This window comes from Pseudomonas sp. PS01297, assembly GCF_029959305.1.
In the GTDB taxonomy this organism is placed as follows: Bacteria; Pseudomonadota; Gammaproteobacteria; order Pseudomonadales; family Pseudomonadaceae; genus Aquipseudomonas; species Aquipseudomonas helleri.
Genome location: NZ_JASCPQ010000114.1, coordinates 1 through 14,979 on the forward strand (window position 1 = coordinate 1; position 14,979 = coordinate 14,979).

At 58.4% G+C, this 14,979-nt stretch carries 13 protein-coding genes; 6 read left to right on the forward strand and 7 right to left on the reverse strand.

Going from position 1 to position 14,979, the window contains the following annotated elements:
- Positions 1-110 precede the first annotated feature (110 nt).
- The 3 genes from gshA to QMX84_RS23295 all read right to left on the reverse strand — a co-directional run bounded on the left by gshA (position 111) and on the right by QMX84_RS23295 (position 4,598).
- Positions 111-1,694 (reverse strand): glutamate--cysteine ligase, encoded by a 1,584-nt coding sequence (gene gshA / locus QMX84_RS23285; protein ID WP_153334322.1) that lies wholly within the window; start codon positions 1,692-1,694, stop codon positions 111-113.
- Positions 1,695-1,893: 199 nt separating this feature from the next.
- Positions 1,894-2,277, reverse strand: coding sequence for a PaaI family thioesterase (locus tag QMX84_RS23290; RefSeq protein WP_048366766.1), 384 nt, complete (start codon positions 2,275-2,277; stop codon positions 1,894-1,896).
- Positions 2,277-4,598 (reverse strand): Tex family protein, encoded by a 2,322-nt coding sequence (locus QMX84_RS23295; RefSeq protein ID WP_282364884.1) that lies wholly within the window; start codon positions 4,596-4,598, stop codon positions 2,277-2,279. Before QMX84_RS23295 ends, QMX84_RS23290 begins: the two co-directional genes overlap by 1 nt.
- Positions 4,599-4,957: 359 nt before the next feature.
- On the opposite strand from QMX84_RS23295, the gene ompR reads away from it, so the two are divergent.
- Positions 4,958-5,698, forward strand: a complete 741-nt coding sequence (gene ompR, locus QMX84_RS23300) for a two-component system response regulator OmpR (RefSeq protein ID WP_048386441.1) — start codon at positions 4,958-4,960, stop codon at positions 5,696-5,698.
- A 111-nt stretch (positions 5,699-5,809) separates the two neighbouring features.
- Positions 5,810-7,123 (forward strand): ATP-binding protein, encoded by a 1,314-nt coding sequence (locus tag QMX84_RS23305; protein ID WP_048366763.1) that lies wholly within the window; start codon positions 5,810-5,812, stop codon positions 7,121-7,123.
- Positions 7,124-7,215: 92 nt separating this feature from the next.
- Here QMX84_RS23305 and rimK read toward each other — a convergent pair whose 3' ends face one another.
- Both rimK and QMX84_RS23315 read right to left on the reverse strand, forming a co-directional pair.
- A complete protein-coding gene (gene rimK, locus QMX84_RS23310; protein ID WP_048366762.1) occupies positions 7,216-8,121 on the reverse strand; it encodes a 30S ribosomal protein S6--L-glutamate ligase in 906 nt (301 codons plus the stop codon).
- Positions 8,118-8,567, reverse strand: a complete 450-nt coding sequence (locus QMX84_RS23315; RefSeq protein ID WP_173430587.1) for an ATP-dependent zinc protease — start codon at positions 8,565-8,567, stop codon at positions 8,118-8,120. The genes rimK and QMX84_RS23315 overlap by 4 nt, the downstream gene beginning before the upstream one ends.
- A gap of 274 nt (positions 8,568-8,841) precedes the next feature.
- Between QMX84_RS23315 and QMX84_RS23320 the strand changes: the two genes are divergently transcribed.
- The 3 genes from QMX84_RS23320 to QMX84_RS23330 all read left to right on the forward strand — a co-directional run bounded on the left by QMX84_RS23320 (position 8,842) and on the right by QMX84_RS23330 (position 12,050).
- Positions 8,842-9,246 carry an RNA-binding S4 domain-containing protein gene (locus QMX84_RS23320; protein ID WP_123751040.1) on the forward strand — a complete coding sequence of 135 codons (405 nt, stop codon included), beginning with the start codon at positions 8,842-8,844 and terminating at the stop codon, positions 9,244-9,246.
- Positions 9,247-9,411: 165 nt separating this feature from the next.
- Positions 9,412-10,326: an Hsp33 family molecular chaperone HslO gene (hslO, locus tag QMX84_RS23325; protein WP_123751041.1), complete on the forward strand. Its 915-nt coding sequence runs from the start codon at positions 9,412-9,414 to the stop codon at positions 10,324-10,326.
- 179 nt (positions 10,327-10,505) lie between these two features.
- On the forward strand, positions 10,506-12,050 hold the full coding sequence (locus tag QMX84_RS23330) for a phosphoenolpyruvate carboxykinase (protein ID WP_048366758.1): 1,545 nt from the start codon (positions 10,506-10,508) through the stop codon (positions 12,048-12,050).
- Positions 12,051-12,155: 105 nt separating this feature from the next.
- On the opposite strand, the gene QMX84_RS23335 is transcribed toward QMX84_RS23330, so the two are convergent.
- Both QMX84_RS23335 and QMX84_RS23340 read right to left on the reverse strand, forming a co-directional pair.
- Positions 12,156-12,506, reverse strand: coding sequence for a DUF1493 family protein (locus QMX84_RS23335; protein ID WP_282364885.1), 351 nt, complete (start codon positions 12,504-12,506; stop codon positions 12,156-12,158).
- A gap of 35 nt (positions 12,507-12,541) precedes the next feature.
- A complete protein-coding gene (locus QMX84_RS23340) occupies positions 12,542-12,727 on the reverse strand; it encodes a hypothetical protein (protein ID WP_282364886.1) in 186 nt (61 codons plus the stop codon).
- A 228-nt stretch (positions 12,728-12,955) separates the two neighbouring features.
- Here QMX84_RS23340 and QMX84_RS23345 point away from each other — a divergent pair, with 228 nt between their 5' ends.
- Positions 12,956-14,899: an ATP-dependent DNA helicase RecQ gene (locus QMX84_RS23345; RefSeq protein WP_282364887.1), complete on the forward strand. Its 1,944-nt coding sequence runs from the start codon at positions 12,956-12,958 to the stop codon at positions 14,897-14,899.
- The last annotated feature ends 80 nt before the right edge of the window (positions 14,900-14,979 follow it).

Sequence of the window (14,979 nt, forward strand, 5' to 3'; positions counted from 1 at the left end):
GACGAGGCACGAAGGCTGCGATGCGGGCCGCAGGACCGCCGTCCGGGGTCGCTTCGCAACCCATCGCAGCCTTCGTGCCTCGTCAGCGGCTACAGAGTCGCCGTGTCGCCTTAGTTACTGATCGCCAAAATACTCGCCTGATACGAGGCCACGAACAGGTCGAAATCACCTACTTCGTTGTTCTCGGTCTCGGCTTGGTCGAGCAGCGATTGCTTGGCTTTGGCTTCGAAGGCGGCCTGGTCTTCCGGGCTCAGCGGGGTGTCGCGAAAGTACTCCGCGTGGGCCTGGCTCTGGCGCATCGAAAACTGGGCGAAGCTTTCCTTGTGTTCGGTCATGCTGGCCAACACTTTGGCTGACGGGGTCAGGGACACGTCGGCAACTTTGGCAAACTGATCGTCCAGCGCCTTGCTGTGGGCGTCGTCGCCATGCACTTGGTCCAGCAATGCCGCCACCGGGGCGATTTTTTCCAGCAGTTCTGCCGCCCACTCTTTCAGTTCGACCGCTTGGCCCTGACGCTGCAGTTGCAGGCCCGGGCGGCGACCTTCTTTGACCACGCTCAAGAAGTTGGACGTGCAGTTGCCGCATTCGCTGCTCTCGAACTGCGGGCTCTCTTGCAGCGCGCAATACAGCAGGAAGGCATCCAGGAAGCGCGCTTGCGGCAGGTCGATGCCCACCGGCAGGAACGGGTTGATGTCCAGCAGGCGCACTTCAACGTACTGCACGCCACGGGCCATCAGGGCCTGGATCGGGCGCTCGCCGGTGTAGGTCACGCGCTTGGGGCGAATGTTGGAGTAGTACTCGTTTTCGATTTGCAGAATGTTGGTGTTCAGTTGCACCCATTCGCCATCTTTGTGCGTACCGATCTCGACATACGGCGGGTACGGCGTCGCCACGGCCTTGCGCAGGCTGTCGGTGTAGCTGTCGAGGTTGTTGTAGCAAGGCGTGAGGCCCGCCTGGGCGTTGCTCTGGTAACCCAGGTCGCTCATGCGCAGGCTGGTGGCGAACGGCAGGTACAGCGTGTCGGCGTCCAGTTGCTCCAACTGGTGCGAACGGCCGCGCAAGAAACCTGCATCCAGCGCAGGTGAGGCGCCGAACAAGTACATCAGCAACCAGCTGTAACGGCGGAAGTTACGAATCAGCGCGATGTAGGCGTCCGACTGGTAATCACCGTCGGTGCCGACAAAGCCCTCAGCGTGCTTGAGCACCGGCCACAGGGCTTCAGGCAGGCTGAAGTTGTAGTGGATCCCGGCGATGCACTGCATGGTCTTGCCGTAACGCAGGGCCAGGCCCTTGCGGTACACGTACTTGAGCTGACCGATGTTGGACGTGCCGTAGTAGGCAATCGGGATGTCTTCTTCGGCCGGCAACGGGCACGGCATCGAAGGGCTCCACAGGAACTCGTTGCCGAGTTTGCTGTAGGCAAAACGGTGAATCTTGTCGAGGCTGGCCAGCGTGTCCGCAGGGTCGGGCAGGGCCGGGGTAATAAACTCCAGCAGCGACTCGGAATAGTCAGTGGTGATTTGGTCGTTGGTCAGCGCCGACCCCAGTTCTTCAGGATGCGGGGTCTGCGCCAGTCGTGCATCGGCCGTTACGCGCAGGCATTCGCGCTCGATACCATGCAGGCACTGCTCGAGCAAAGAGAGGTGTGTGCGCTCGCCAAGTAAGTTAAGGCGGCGGTTGAGAAGTTCGCTCAAGTTAGATTCCTTCACGCGTCAGTCGCCCCAATATGGGGGTGGTCAGGACGGTCTACAAGGGTGAAGTTATACCGGCGTGGTCGCCTGGCTTTATAGGGGTGATGCTCAGCCCCGTCCCTGTTTCGGTATTACGGCGCTCCGAGCGCATTTCGGCACTGCTTTCACAGTGCCGAAATTAACTCAAATGACCTGATGACCGCTACAGGACAGCGAACGTGCCTTGTGCTTTAGCGACCAGTTTGTCGCCTTGCATGACGTCCGCTTCGACGACAAACGTCCGTCGGCCGGGGTGGATGACCTTGGCGATGCACAGCACATCGCCGTCTGACACCGAGCGCAAGTAGTTGATCTTGCACTCGATCGTCACGCTTTGGCGGTCAAAACCATGGGCGCCGGAACAGGCCAGCCCCATGGTGATGTCGACCAGGCTGAAAATCACCCCACCGTGCATTTTGCCGCCACGGTTGCGCAGCTGCGGCTCAAGGCTTAGCGCGACGTGCGCAATGCCGTCTTCCACCGACTCGACGCGGCAGCCGATCAACTCGCTGAACGCGCTTTGGGTCAAACCCTCAGGCAGCGTCATTAGCGTTTCTTCAGCTGTTTGGCATTGGCGAACAGCGAAGCCATTGCGTTGTTGGCCGGGGCAGCGGCGACTGTTTCCTTGCGTGGGGCCGAGTGTTGCTGACGCGGCGCCGAACCTGGGCGGGCACCGCGTGCGCCGTCGATTTTCTCGCCGGGGGTATCGCTCATGCGCATCGACAGGCCAACGCGTTTGCGCGGGATGTCGACTTCCATGACCTTGACCTTGACCACGTCACCGGCTTTAACGGCTTCACGCGGGTCTTTGATGAACTTCTCGGACAAAGCCGAGATGTGCACCAAACCGTCCTGATGCACGCCGATATCGACGAACGCACCGAAGTTGGTCACGTTGGTGACCACGCCTTCGAGGATCATCCCCAGTTCCAGGTCTTTAAGGTCTTCAACCCCTTCCTGGAACTCTGCCGTCTTGAACTCGGGACGCGGGTCGCGGCCCGGTTTTTCCAGCTCTTGCAGGATGTCGGTGACGGTCGGCAGGCCGAAAGATTCGTCGGTGAATTTTTTCGGGTCCAGACGCTTGAGGAAGCCGGCGTCGCCGATCAGCGAGCGAATGTCACGCTCGGTGTCCGAGGCGATGCGCTTCACCAGCGGGTAGGCCTCAGGGTGAACGGCCGAGGCGTCGAGCGGGTTGTCACCGTTCATCACGCGCAAGAATCCGGCTGCCTGTTCGAAGGTTTTTTCGCCCAGACGGCTGACTTTTTTCAGCGCCGCACGGGTTTTGAAGGCGCCGTTTTCATCGCGGTGGGCCACGATGTTTTGCGCCAGGGTGGCGTTAAGGCCGGAAATACGCGCCAGCAGGGCGACAGATGCGGTGTTCACGTCCACGCCCACGGCGTTTACGCAGTCCTCGACCACGGCGTCCAGGCCGCGTGCCAGTTTGAGCTGGGACACGTCGTGCTGGTATTGGCCGACACCAATGGATTTAGGGTCGATTTTCACCAGCTCGGCCAGCGGATCTTGCAGGCGGCGGGCGATCGACACGGCGCCACGGATCGACACGTCGAGGTCCGGGAATTCCTTGGCGGCCAGTTCAGAGGCCGAGTACACCGATGCACCGGCTTCGGACACCATCACTTTGGTGACTTTCAAGGCCGGGTATTTTTTGATCAGTTCAAGGGCCAACTTGTCGCTTTCGCGGCTGGCGGTGCCGTTGCCGATGGCGATCAGCTCAACCGAATGCTTGGCGCACAGGGCGGCCATGATCGCGATGGTCTGATCCCACTTGTTGTGCGGCACGTGCGGGTACACCGTGGCGTGCTCAAGCAGTTTGCCGGTGGCATCGACCACGGCGATTTTGCAGCCGGTGCGCAGGCCCGGGTCCAGGCCCAGTGTGGCGCGCGGGCCTGCCGGTGCGGCCAGCAACAGGTCGTGCAGGTTGTGGGCAAACACGTTGATCGCTTCGGTTTCTGCGGCGTCGCGCAGTTCACCCAGCAGGTCGGTTTCGAGGTGGGTGTAAAGCTTGACCTTCCAGGTCCAGCGCACCACTTCGCTCAGCCATTTGTCTGCCGGGCGGTTTTGGTTTTCCAGGCCGAAGCGCTGGGCAATCATCATTTCGCCTGGGTGCATCGTGCCGGGCAGTTCTTCACCGACCTTGAGCGACGAACTGAGGATGCCTTCGTTGCGGCCACGGAAAATCGCCAGCGCGCGGTGCGACGGCATGCTTTTAAGGGGTTCGTCGTGTTCGAAGTAATCGCGGAACTTGGCGCCTTCTTCTTCTTTGCCCGCGATAACACGGGCGCTGAGGGTGGCTTCCTGCTTCAAGAAGCTGCGCAGTTTATCCAGCAGGCTGGCGTCTTCGGCGAAGCGCTCCATGAGGATGTACTTGGCGCCATCGAGGGCGGCCTTGACGTCTGCCACGCCTTTTTCGACGTCAACAAAACGTACGGCTTCGGTGTCCGGGTTGAGGTTGGGGTCGTTGAACAGACCGTCAGCCAGTTCGCCGAGACCGGCTTCCAGGGCGATCTGGCCCTTGGTGCGGCGCTTTTGCTTGTAAGGCAGATACAAGTCTTCGAGGCGGGTCTTGGTGTCGGCCAGCTTGATGTCGCGGGCCAGTTCAGGCGTCAATTTGCCTTGTTCTTCGATGCTGGCGAGGATGCTGATGCGCCGTTCGTCGAGTTCACGCAGGTAGCGCAAGCGTTCTTCCAGATGACGTAACTGGGTGTCATCCAGGCTGCCTGTCACTTCCTTACGGTAGCGAGAGATGAAGGGTACGGTGGAGCCTTCATCCAGAAGAGCGACGGCCGCTTCGACCTGCTGCGGGCGCACGCCAAGTTCTTCGGCGATGCGGCTGTTGATGCTGTCCATAAAACCACCTGACAAAGTGTGATGCAGGCTCGCAGGCCCGGGCTGTAAGGCTTGCGAGACTGGTTGAGCGGCCCGAAGGGCGCCGCTACCTGGGCCAAAAGGGCAGCCTGTTGACCCGTGAAATCAGCAAATTACGGCAGGCATTGAAAAAATAAATCCTGGCGCAATGTTTAAAAAAACCGAGATTGCCTGACACAAAAGGCGGCGCATTATAACCAGCGTTCCCGGATTCAGGGGATTGCGCACTTCACCCGCTATACTCGGCGCACTGGCCGTGAAGGAAAAATCTGCTAACAATGCACACGATGCGTATAACAGCAGCTAAGCCATAATGCGCGCCGAGATCACAGGAGCATCTAATGAGCAGCATTGCACAACCGGCTGAAGGCGAAAAAATTCTTATCGTTGATGACGATCCAGGGCTGAGCAGCCTGCTGGAGCGTTTCTTCGTCAGCAAGGGCTATCGCGCCCGGGCTGTGCCGAACGTCGAGCAAATGGACCGTTTGCTGGCTCGTGAGGTATTTAACCTGGTGGTACTGGACCTGATGCTGCCTGGCGAAGACGGGCTGTCTGCCTGCCGCCGCCTGCGTGCCGCGGGTAATCGGGTGCCGATCATCATGCTCACCGCCAAGGGCGACGAGCTGAGCCGCATCAAGGGCCTGGAACTGGGCGCTGATGACTACCTGGCCAAACCTTTCAACCCTGATGAACTGATGGCGCGTGTGCGTGCCGTGTTGCGTCGTCAGTCTGCGCCTGTGCCGGGTGCACCGGGCAGCGAAGACGAAAGCGTTACCTTTGGTGATTACGAGTTGTCTCTGGCCACGCGCGAACTCAAGCGGGGCGATGAAGTACACATGCTCACCACCGGTGAATTTGCCGTACTCAAGGCGTTGGTCATGCATGCGCGCGAGCCGTTGACCCGCGACAAGCTGATGAACCTGGCCCGTGGCCGTGAGTGGGATGCACTGGAGCGTTCAATCGACGTTCAAATCTCCCGCCTGCGCCGCATGATCGAGCCGGACCCTTCCAAACCGCGCTACATCCAGACGGTTTGGGGTGTCGGTTATGTGTTCGTGCCGGATGGCAACGCAACCAAGTGATGTCGCCTGTGCAGGCGCGAGTCACCCAGCGGCCTTAGGGCGCCGGGTGGCTCGCACTTCATTCTCTTGCGGGTCTTGGTACTCGTCCCTGCAACGTGTAAAGCGCCATCTATGAAAACCCCTCTGTGGTTCCCCCAAAGTTTTTTCTCCCGCACCCTCTGGCTGGTGCTTATCGTCGTCCTGTTCTCCAAGGCATTGACCCTGGTTTATCTGTTGATGAACGAAGATATGTTGGTCGACCGCCAATACAGCCACGGCGTGGGCCTGGTGCTGCGCGCCTACTGGGCGGCCGATGAAGAGAACCGCGCCAAGATCGCCGATGCCGCAACGTTGACGCGTGTGGTGGGCGGCGGGGTGCCAGAAGGCGAGCAACACTGGCCTTACAGCGAGATCTACGAGCGTCAGATGCAGGCCGAACTGGGCGCTGACACCGAAGTGCGTTTGCGCATGCACTCGCCCCCGGCGCTGTGGGTACGAGCGCCGAGCCTGGGCGATGGTTGGCTGAAGGTACCGTTGTACCCGCATCCGCTGCGTGGGCAAAAAATCTGGAGCGTACTGGGCTGGTTCCTGGCCATTGGGTTGTTATCCACCGCCTCGGCGTGGATTTTCGTCAGCCAGCTCAATCAGCCACTTAAACGGCTGGTTTATGCGGCCAGGCAACTGGGGCAGGGGCGCAGCGTGCGGTTGCCGATCAGTGATACACCGAGCGAAATGACCGAGGTGTACAGCGCCTTCAACCAGATGGCTGAAGATGTGGAGCAGGCAGGCCGCGAGCGCGAACTGATGCTGGCGGGTGTGTCCCATGACTTGCGCACGCCGTTGACGCGCTTGCGTTTGTCGCTGGAGTTGATGGGCAACCACAACGACCTGACTGACGACATGGTGCGCGACATTGAAGACATGGACGCCATTTTGGATCAATTCTTGGCGTTTATCCGCGACGGTCGCGATGAGCCGGTTGAAGAAGTTGACCTGTGCGAACTGATCCGCGAAGTCGTTGCGCCGTATAACCAGAATGACGAACAGGTGCGCTTGCGCTTGCAGCCCATTCAGCCGTTTGCGTTGCGTCGGGTATCGATGAAGCGCCTGCTCAATAACTTGATCGGCAATGCCTTGCACCATGCGGGGGATGACGTTGAAGTGGCCGCCTATGTGTCGGGCGATACCAGCGCGCCTTACGTGGTACTGAGTGTGATGGACCGCGGTGCGGGCATTGACCCGTCGGAGCTTGAAGACATCTTCAATCCGTTTATTCGCGGTGACCGTGCCCGAGGCGGCAAAGGCACAGGCCTGGGCCTGGCGATTGTAAAACGCATCGCCTCCATGCACGGCGGCAACGTTGAGCTGCGCAACCGTGCCGGGGGTGGCCTGGAAGCCAGAGTCCGGCTACCGTTGGGCTTGATGTTGCCGCGCGGCGCCGTTTAAACACACACCCTGTAGGAGCGAGCTCGTCTCGCGATCTTTTGATCTGTTAAAAGATCGCGAGGCAAGCTCGCTCCTACACGTTTTGCGTGCGTTTAACCCTTGCCTTTAGTCCGCGTCATGTTCGGGCCGCTGTTTTTTTCCAGATGCTCAATGATGATCCCCGCCACATTTTTGCCCGTGGTGGTTTCGATCCCTTCAAGCCCCGGCGATGAGTTGACCTCCAGCACCAGCGGGCCGTGGTTGGAGCGCAGAATATCAACCCCCGCCACGCTCAAACCCATGACCTTGGCTGCACGAATGGCCGTCATGCGTTCTTCGGGGGTGATTTTGATCAGGCTGGCGCTGCCGCCACGGTGCAGGTTGGAGCGGAACTCGCCCGGCTTGGCCTGGCGCTTCATGGCGGCAATCACCTTGTCGCCCACCACGAAGCAACGGATATCGGCACCGCCCGCTTCCTTGATGTATTCCTGCACCATGATGTTTTGCTTGAGGCCCATAAAGGCTTCGATCACCGACTCGGCCGCCGTCGCGGTTTCACACAGCACCACGCCAATGCCTTGCGTGCCTTCCAGCACCTTGATCACCAGCGGTGCGCCGTTAACCATCTCGATCAAGTCCGGGATGTCATCCGGCGAGTGAGCAAAGCCGGTTACCGGCAAGCCCAGGCCACGACGCGAGAGCAATTGCAGCGAGCGCAATTTGTCACGTGAACGGGCAATGGCCACCGACTCATTGAGCGGGAACACGCCCATCATTTCGAACTGGCGCAACACCGCGCAGCCGTAGAACGTCACGGATGCACCAATGCGCGGGATCACTGCATCAAAGCCTTCCAGCGGCTTGCCACGGTAATGGATCTGCGGCTTATGACTGGCAATGTTCATATAGGCGCGCAAGGTATCGATCACCACCATCTGATGGCCTCGTTCGGTCCCGGCCTCAACCAGGCGACGAGTGGAATACAGACGCGGGTTGCGCGACAGCACAGCGATCTTCATGCAGCACCTTTGGAGGAGGTAGTAGTCACCGGAAACACCGGCTTGTCTTGAACGTATTTTTGCCCTGGGTTAACGACCAATTGGCCGTCGACCAGCGCTTTTGAGCCCAGCAACAGGCGGTAGCGCATCGATTTGCGGCAAGCGAGGGTGAATTCGACTTGCCACACATGATCACCCAATGCCAGGTCGGTGCGTATGACATAGCGCACCTGTGTGTGACCGTTTGAGCTCTTAATGGTTTTAATCGCCACTAACGGCGCTTCGCAGCGACGGTGGCGCAGTTGTACCAACGTGCCCAAATGGGCATTGAAACGTACCCACTCGACGCCATCGCGCTCAAAAGGCTCGATCTCGGTGGCGTGCAAGCTGGAGGTACTGGCGCCGGTGTCGATTTTCGCGCGCAGGCCGGCAACGCCCAAATCGGGCAGCGCCACCCACTCGCGCAGACCGACAACGGTCAAATGATCAAATGTCTTCAATATAAGTAACCAGCGATTAACGTATTCAGGTTGCAGGAAAGGCCCTGCAGGTCACACATGAAAGCCAACAGGCGGTATTCACGCAGAATAGCTGGCAAATGGCGACAGTTTTCCTACGGGGGGATGCAATGCAGTGATTGAGCTGCAGTGTTGGCAGATGAGCATTCTATCGGGCGTATTCCTTCCTTGGTTCATCAAAAGTAGTAGTACAGTTCTGTGAATTTAAATGAAGGGGCTTCCAATGGCGCAGAAACAGGAAGAGGACGACAAAGTCCGGCTGGACAAATGGCTATGGGCCGCACGCTTCTATAAAACCCGGGCGTTGGCCAAGGCGGCCATTGAAAGTGGCAAGGTTCACTGCCGTGGCGAGCGTTGCAAGCCCAGCAAAGAGCCGCGTGTGGGTGATGAGTTGCAGATTCGGGTAGGGCTTGAAGAGCGCACCGTCGAAGTCAAAGCCTTGTCAGTCGTACGTCGTGGCGCCCCTGAGGCGCAAACGCTGTATGCCGAAACCGAACAAAGCATCGCCAAGCGCGAAAACGCGGCCGCGCTGCGCAAGGCCGGGGCGATGGGGATCAGTACTGACGGCAAACCGACCAAAAAACAACGTCGCCAACTGCACCAGTTGCATGATGTGAGCGATTTGTAACAACGGCGACGGCGGGTACGTTGTGGGCTGCCATTGCTTTGCCGTGCGTCGTGTCTGTGCAGACATGACTTGTAACTGCGCAGGTGAAACGCCATATAGGGTTATTAGCCAGCGGCCTGTCAAAGCCCCACCTACATTAAGTAACCCATTCAGAACTCTATTCTTATGTCCGATCTACTTAAAAACGACCTTCAAAAAGACGCCACCCAACGCTTTATGTTTGACACCTGCGATGCCCGTGGCGAGCTGGTTTCGCTGGAGCACAGCTACGCAGAAGTGTTGGCAAAACATAACTACCCAGCACCGGTCCAACAATTGCTGGGCGAGTTGATGGCGGCAGCGGCGTTGCTGGTGGGCAACCAGAAAAACGACGGTTTGCTGAGCCTGCAAGCGCGTTCCGAAGGCCCGGTGCCACTGTTGACCATCGAGTGCACCAGCGAGCGCGAAATCCGTGGCCTGGCCCGTTTTGATCCTGAGCAGATTGCCCCGGATGCCACCTTGGCCGACCTGCTGCCAGACGGCCTGCTGGCCATTACCGTAGTGCCCAAAGTGGGCGAGCGCTCCCAGGGTTTTGTGGACCTGGATGGCGACACGCTGGCGGATTGCTTCACCAATTACTTCGTCATGTCTCAGCAAGTGCCTACGCGCTTCTGGCTGAAAGCGGATGGCCTGCGTGCACGTGGCATGTTCTTGCAGCAACTGCCGGTCGACGTGATCGATGACGAAGACGAGCGTGCCGATAAGTGGAAAGAACTGCTGATGCTGGGCGATACGCTCAAGGCTGAAGAGCTGATGGGGCTGGACAACGAAACCATCCTGCACCGTCTGTACCACGAAGAAACCGTGCGCGTGTTCGACTCAGAAGCACTTGAGTTCAAATGCAGCTGCTCGCGTGAGCGTTCAGGCAATGCATTGACCAGCCTGGGCCATGAAGATGCGCTCAATCTGGTGGCCGAACACGGTGGTCATATCGAGATCGATTGCCAGTTTTGTAACGCTCAATACCTGTTCGATGCGGCCGATGTGGATCAATTATTCTCCGGCGCGGGTGTTCAGTCGCCTTCCAATACTCATCACTAAAACGTTTCAGCGCAGGTGAAACACCTGTCAATTACCGTTCTTGCGCGGTTCTGACAGGTGGGCCCTACTCTTTTTGGCCATTTCTGGCATAATCCGGCCCACTTTTTTCGCGGTAGTAGTGCAACTATTTCTACTACAAAACGTTTGGCGCACTCGGCCAATGGCCGACGGGGAACCTCATGACGCAAGCTAATAACGCCGTGCACATCGATCTGAGCATCGACGAACTGGTAAAAGAAGCCCTGAACCGTGGTGAAGGCGAGCTTGCCGACAGCGGTGCACTGGTTGTTCGTACCGGCCATCGCACGGGTCGTTCACCTGCTGACCGCTTCATTGTTGAAGAACCGACTACTCAGGACGCAATCGCCTGGGGCCCGATCAACCGCAAGTTCCCGGCCGATAAGTTCGACGCGCTGTGGGACCGTGTTTCGGCTTACGTGGCTGAGCGTGAGCGTTTCGTTTCTCACGTTCATGTAGGCTCTGATCCGGCGCACTACCTGCCCGTCAAAATGACCACCGAAACCGCGTGGCACAACCTGTTTGGCCGTTGCCTGTTCATCAACCCGGAACAGTACAACCCAGCGGGCAAAGACGAGTGGCAAATCATCAACGCACCGAACTTCGTGTGCGAGCCAGAGCGTGATGGCACCAACTCCGACGGTTGTGTGATCATCAACTTTGCAGCCAAAAAAGTGCTGATCGCAGGCATGCGTTACGCCGGCGAAATGAAAAAAGCCCTGTTCTCGGTTCAGAACTTCCTGCTGCCAGCAGTCGACGTTCTGCCGATGCACTGTGCAGCCAACATGGGCGAAGAGGGCGACGTGACCCTGTTCTTCGGCCTGTCGGGCACCGGTAAAACCACCCTGTCGGCTGACGAAAGCCGTTACCTGATCGGTGACGACGAACACGGCTGGGGCGTGGGCGTAGTGTTCAACATCGAAGGCGGTTGCTATGCCAAGTGCATCGACCTGTCCGAGAAAAACGAGCCGGTAATCTGGAAAGCCATCCAGCACGGCGCGGTACTGGAAAACGTTGTTATTGATCCAGTCACCAAAAAAGCGGACTACGCAGACGACAGCCTGACGCAAAACAGCCGTGCTGCTTACCCGCGTGAACTGATCGAAAAACGCGCACCGAAAAACCTCGGTGGCGAGCCAAACGCTGTGATCTTCCTGACCTGCGACCTGACCGGCGTTCTGCCACCGGTGTCGATCCTCAGCGAAGAACAAGCGGCTTACCACTTCCTGTCGGGTTACACCGCGCTGGTAGGTTCGACTGAAATGGGTTCGGGCAGCGGCATCAAGTCGACCTTCTCGACGTGCTTCGGCGCGCCATTCTTCCCACGTCCTGCTGGCGAATACGCAGAGCTGCTGATCAAGCGCATCCGCGGTTTCGGCTCCAAGGTTTACCTGGTTAACACCGGTTGGACTGGCGGTGGCTACGGCGTTGGCAAGCGCTTCAACATCCCGACCACCCGTGGCGTGATTGCAGCGATCCAGAGCGGTGCTCTGATCGGCGCAGAAACCGAGCACCTGGACACCATCAACCTCGACGTGCCATTGGCCGTACCGGGTGTTGACACTGCCCTGCTGAACCCACGTAACACCTGGGCTGACAAAGCAGCCTACGACGAAGCGGCCAAAGCCCTGGCTGGCCTGTTCGTCGAGAACTTCAAGAAGTTCGACGTCAGCGACGCGATCAAAGCTGCTGGCCCGAAGCTGTAAGCATCGGTTAGCGCATTGATCTACAAAAAAACCGCCTGAAAGGGCGGTTTTTTTGTGCCTGAAGATTAAAGGATCGCGAGACAAGCTCGCTCCTACAGGTCCAGTTCAGGCTTCCAGGGCTTGTGTGTCCCAATACCCGAGTGTGATGGCTTCATACAGCATGCCAATGGTCAGCGGCACCTTGTTGCCCCGGCCTTTGGCGTTGCGCTTGAAATGCGGGTCGTTGCCCGCCGGGTGGAAATAGCGATACGCATCGTAATCGGTCAGTTCCAGCCCGAAGCGCTCCTCCAAGCTTTCCATCAAATGTTGGGCATCGCTGCCATTGCAACCCAGGTCGAGGTTGATCGAGGTCTTGAGGCTGATGGTCTTGTGCTCAGGCAGGCCGATTTCTTCATGCAGCAACTGCATCAGCTCGCGCAGGGCCGAGGTGTCGGGGAGGGTGCTGGCGAGTTTCATGATGGATAGTCCGTAAATTGGCTCAAGACAGCTCTTCAGGCGAGTGGTTTTTTAGCCAGTCCGCCAATGCTGCATTCATCCGCGTTTGCCAGCCGATGCTCTGCACGTTTGATTAGTTGAGTGCCTTTAAACTCATCAGCACGCGCAAAAAAAACGTCTGTCAGTTCAGGAGCATCATCAGGATCAATACTGTCGAAGTGTGCAGAGTCTATCTCGCTCATGTGTTTCCCCTGTTTTTCGTTTCAACCTGTCCCAGCACCATAAACCAAATAAGAAATCGATGCCCCGGGCTTTAGGTGGGTTCGTAAGGTTGCCATTCAAGGCTCTGGACAGCGACGAGCGCTTGACCCTGTATCATCCCCTCTCAATTTGCCCCCGGCCTTTTCTCGATTCGCCGCAAACCCTGCGCTACGGTTCAGGACTCTGCGGCGGTCAATGGAGTGACAGCGATGTACAACACCCTGGAACAGGTTTTCGGTTATCCACAGTTTCGCGCAGGCCAAGAGGCGGCGATCAGTGCGGTGCTGGCCGGGCGTTCGGCGGCGGCGATTTTTCCGACGGGGTCGGGCAAGTCGTTGTGTTACCAGTTGCCGGCGTTGTTGCTGCCGCATCTGACGCTGGTGGTGTCGCCGCTGCTGGCGCTGATGCAGGATCAGTTGGCGTTTTTGCAGCGTCATGGCATTGCCGCCGCCAGTATCGACTCGGTGCAAAGCCGCGATGAGGCCAGCGCTGTCATGGCGCGGGCCAAGGCGGGGGAGTTGAAGATTCTGATGGTGTCGGTCGAGCGCCTGAAGAACGAACGCTTTCGCCACTTTTTGCAGCAGGTACCCATTTCGTTACTGGTGGTGGACGAGGCGCACTGTATTTCTGAGTGGGGGCATAACTTTCGCCCGGATTACTTGAAGCTGCCGGACTACCAGCACCAGTTCAATATCCCGCAAGCTTTGCTGCTGACGGCCACGGCTACGCCCGCTGTGATCGCTGACATGCAGCGCAAATTTGCGATTGCCGAGTCGGATGTCGTCACCACCGGTTTTTATCGCGCCAACCTGGATTTGTGGGTCGAGCCCGTCACCGGCACGGCCAAGCGTCAGCGCTTGGTACAGTGGATGGGCGAGCGTCCAGGCCAGCCGAGCATTGTGTATGTCACGTTGCAAAAAACCGCCGAGCAGATCGCCCAACACCTGAGCCAACACGGGATCAGCGCTAACGCTTACCACGCAGGCTTGCCCCACGAGCAACGGGAAAGCATCCAGCGCCAGTTCATGGCGGGCCAACTCAATTGCATCGTTGCGACCATCGCCTTCGGCATGGGCATCGACAAAAGTGACATCCGCAACGTGGTGCATTTTGACCTGCCCAAGTCGATTGAAAACTACAGCCAGGAAATCGGCCGCGCCGGTCGCGATGGCGCAACGTCCGAGTGTCTGGTCCTGGCCAATCGCGACAGCCTCAATGTCCTGGAAAACTTTGTGTATGGCGACACGCCAGAGCTGCAAGGCATTCGCTGTGTGCTGGAGGAACTGAGTGCAGCGATTGCCGAAGGGCAGTGGGAGTTCATGCTGATGCCGCTTTCGGACCAGAGCAACATCCGCCAGTTACCCCTCAAAACCCTCTTGGTGCAGCTGGAGTTACGCGGCTTGATCGCCCCGCGTTATGCCTATTTTGCCGAGTACCGTTTCAAGTTCTTGATTGAACCCGACACCTTGCTGGCCAAGTTTGAAGGCGAGCGTCAACAGTTTGTAGCGGCGATTATCCAGACCTCCAGCCGTGCCCGAACCTGGGCCACGGTAAACTTCGACAGCCTCTACGAACAGCATCAGGCGGACCGCAATCGAGTGGTCAAGGCGCTGGATTACTTTCAGGAGAAGGGCTGGATCGAGCTTGAAAGCAAGCAGATGACCGAGGTCTATAACGTGCTGGTGACTGAGGTAGATGCACAGGCGCTGAGCCTTGAGTTGCATCAGTACTTCACCGCCCATGAGCGCAGCGAAATTGCGCGTATCCACGCAATGTTGGCGCTGTTCTCCAGTGATACCTGCCTGAGTTATCGGCTGGCCCAGTACTTTGGCGATGAGCAGGCGCCGCAGCAGTGCGGGCATTGTTCTGTGTGTGCGGGGCAGATTGCGCGCTTGCCCGATCCGCCCGCGCTGGCGCCGCTTGTGGATAAAAACTTTGAAGCGCTGTGCGGTGCTTTTATCCACAAGCATCAGGAGTACACAGGCAGTTATCCACCGGCGGAACGCGTGACCCGGTTTTTATGCGGCATCAGCGTGCCGTTATTCACCAAGATCAAAGCGCGTTCGATTGCAGGTTTTGCCGCCCTGGAAAACTACCCCTACGCCGACGTACGCACCTGGGCCGAACACCACCTGGCAGATGAGTGGATTTGAACCGGTGGGAGCGGGCTTGCTCGCGATAGCATCGACGCGGTGTACCTGATACACCGAGTCGTCTGAATCGCGAGCAAGCC

Coding starts and splice junctions, on each gene's coding strand:
- QMX84_RS23345 (WP_282364887.1), top strand. CDS start 12,956: ATGTACAACACCCTGGAACAGGTTTTCGGTTATCCACAGTTTCGCGCA.
- hslO (WP_123751041.1), top strand. CDS start 9,412: ATGTCCGATCTACTTAAAAACGACCTTCAAAAAGACGCCACCCAACGC.
- QMX84_RS23305 (WP_048366763.1), top strand. CDS start 5,810: ATGAAAACCCCTCTGTGGTTCCCCCAAAGTTTTTTCTCCCGCACCCTC.
- QMX84_RS23340 (WP_282364886.1), bottom strand. CDS start 12,727: ATGAGCGAGATAGACTCTGCACACTTCGACAGTATTGATCCTGATGAT.
- QMX84_RS23330 (WP_048366758.1), top strand. CDS start 10,506: ATGACGCAAGCTAATAACGCCGTGCACATCGATCTGAGCATCGACGAA.
- QMX84_RS23290 (WP_048366766.1), bottom strand. CDS start 2,277: ATGACGCTGCCTGAGGGTTTGACCCAAAGCGCGTTCAGCGAGTTGATC.
- QMX84_RS23295 (WP_282364884.1), bottom strand. CDS start 4,598: ATGGACAGCATCAACAGCCGCATCGCCGAAGAACTTGGCGTGCGCCCG.
- QMX84_RS23320 (WP_123751040.1), top strand. CDS start 8,842: ATGGCGCAGAAACAGGAAGAGGACGACAAAGTCCGGCTGGACAAATGG.
- rimK (WP_048366762.1), bottom strand. CDS start 8,121: ATGAAGATCGCTGTGCTGTCGCGCAACCCGCGTCTGTATTCCACTCGT.
- ompR (WP_048386441.1), top strand. CDS start 4,958: ATGAGCAGCATTGCACAACCGGCTGAAGGCGAAAAAATTCTTATCGTT.
- QMX84_RS23335 (WP_282364885.1), bottom strand. CDS start 12,506: ATGAAACTCGCCAGCACCCTCCCCGACACCTCGGCCCTGCGCGAGCTG.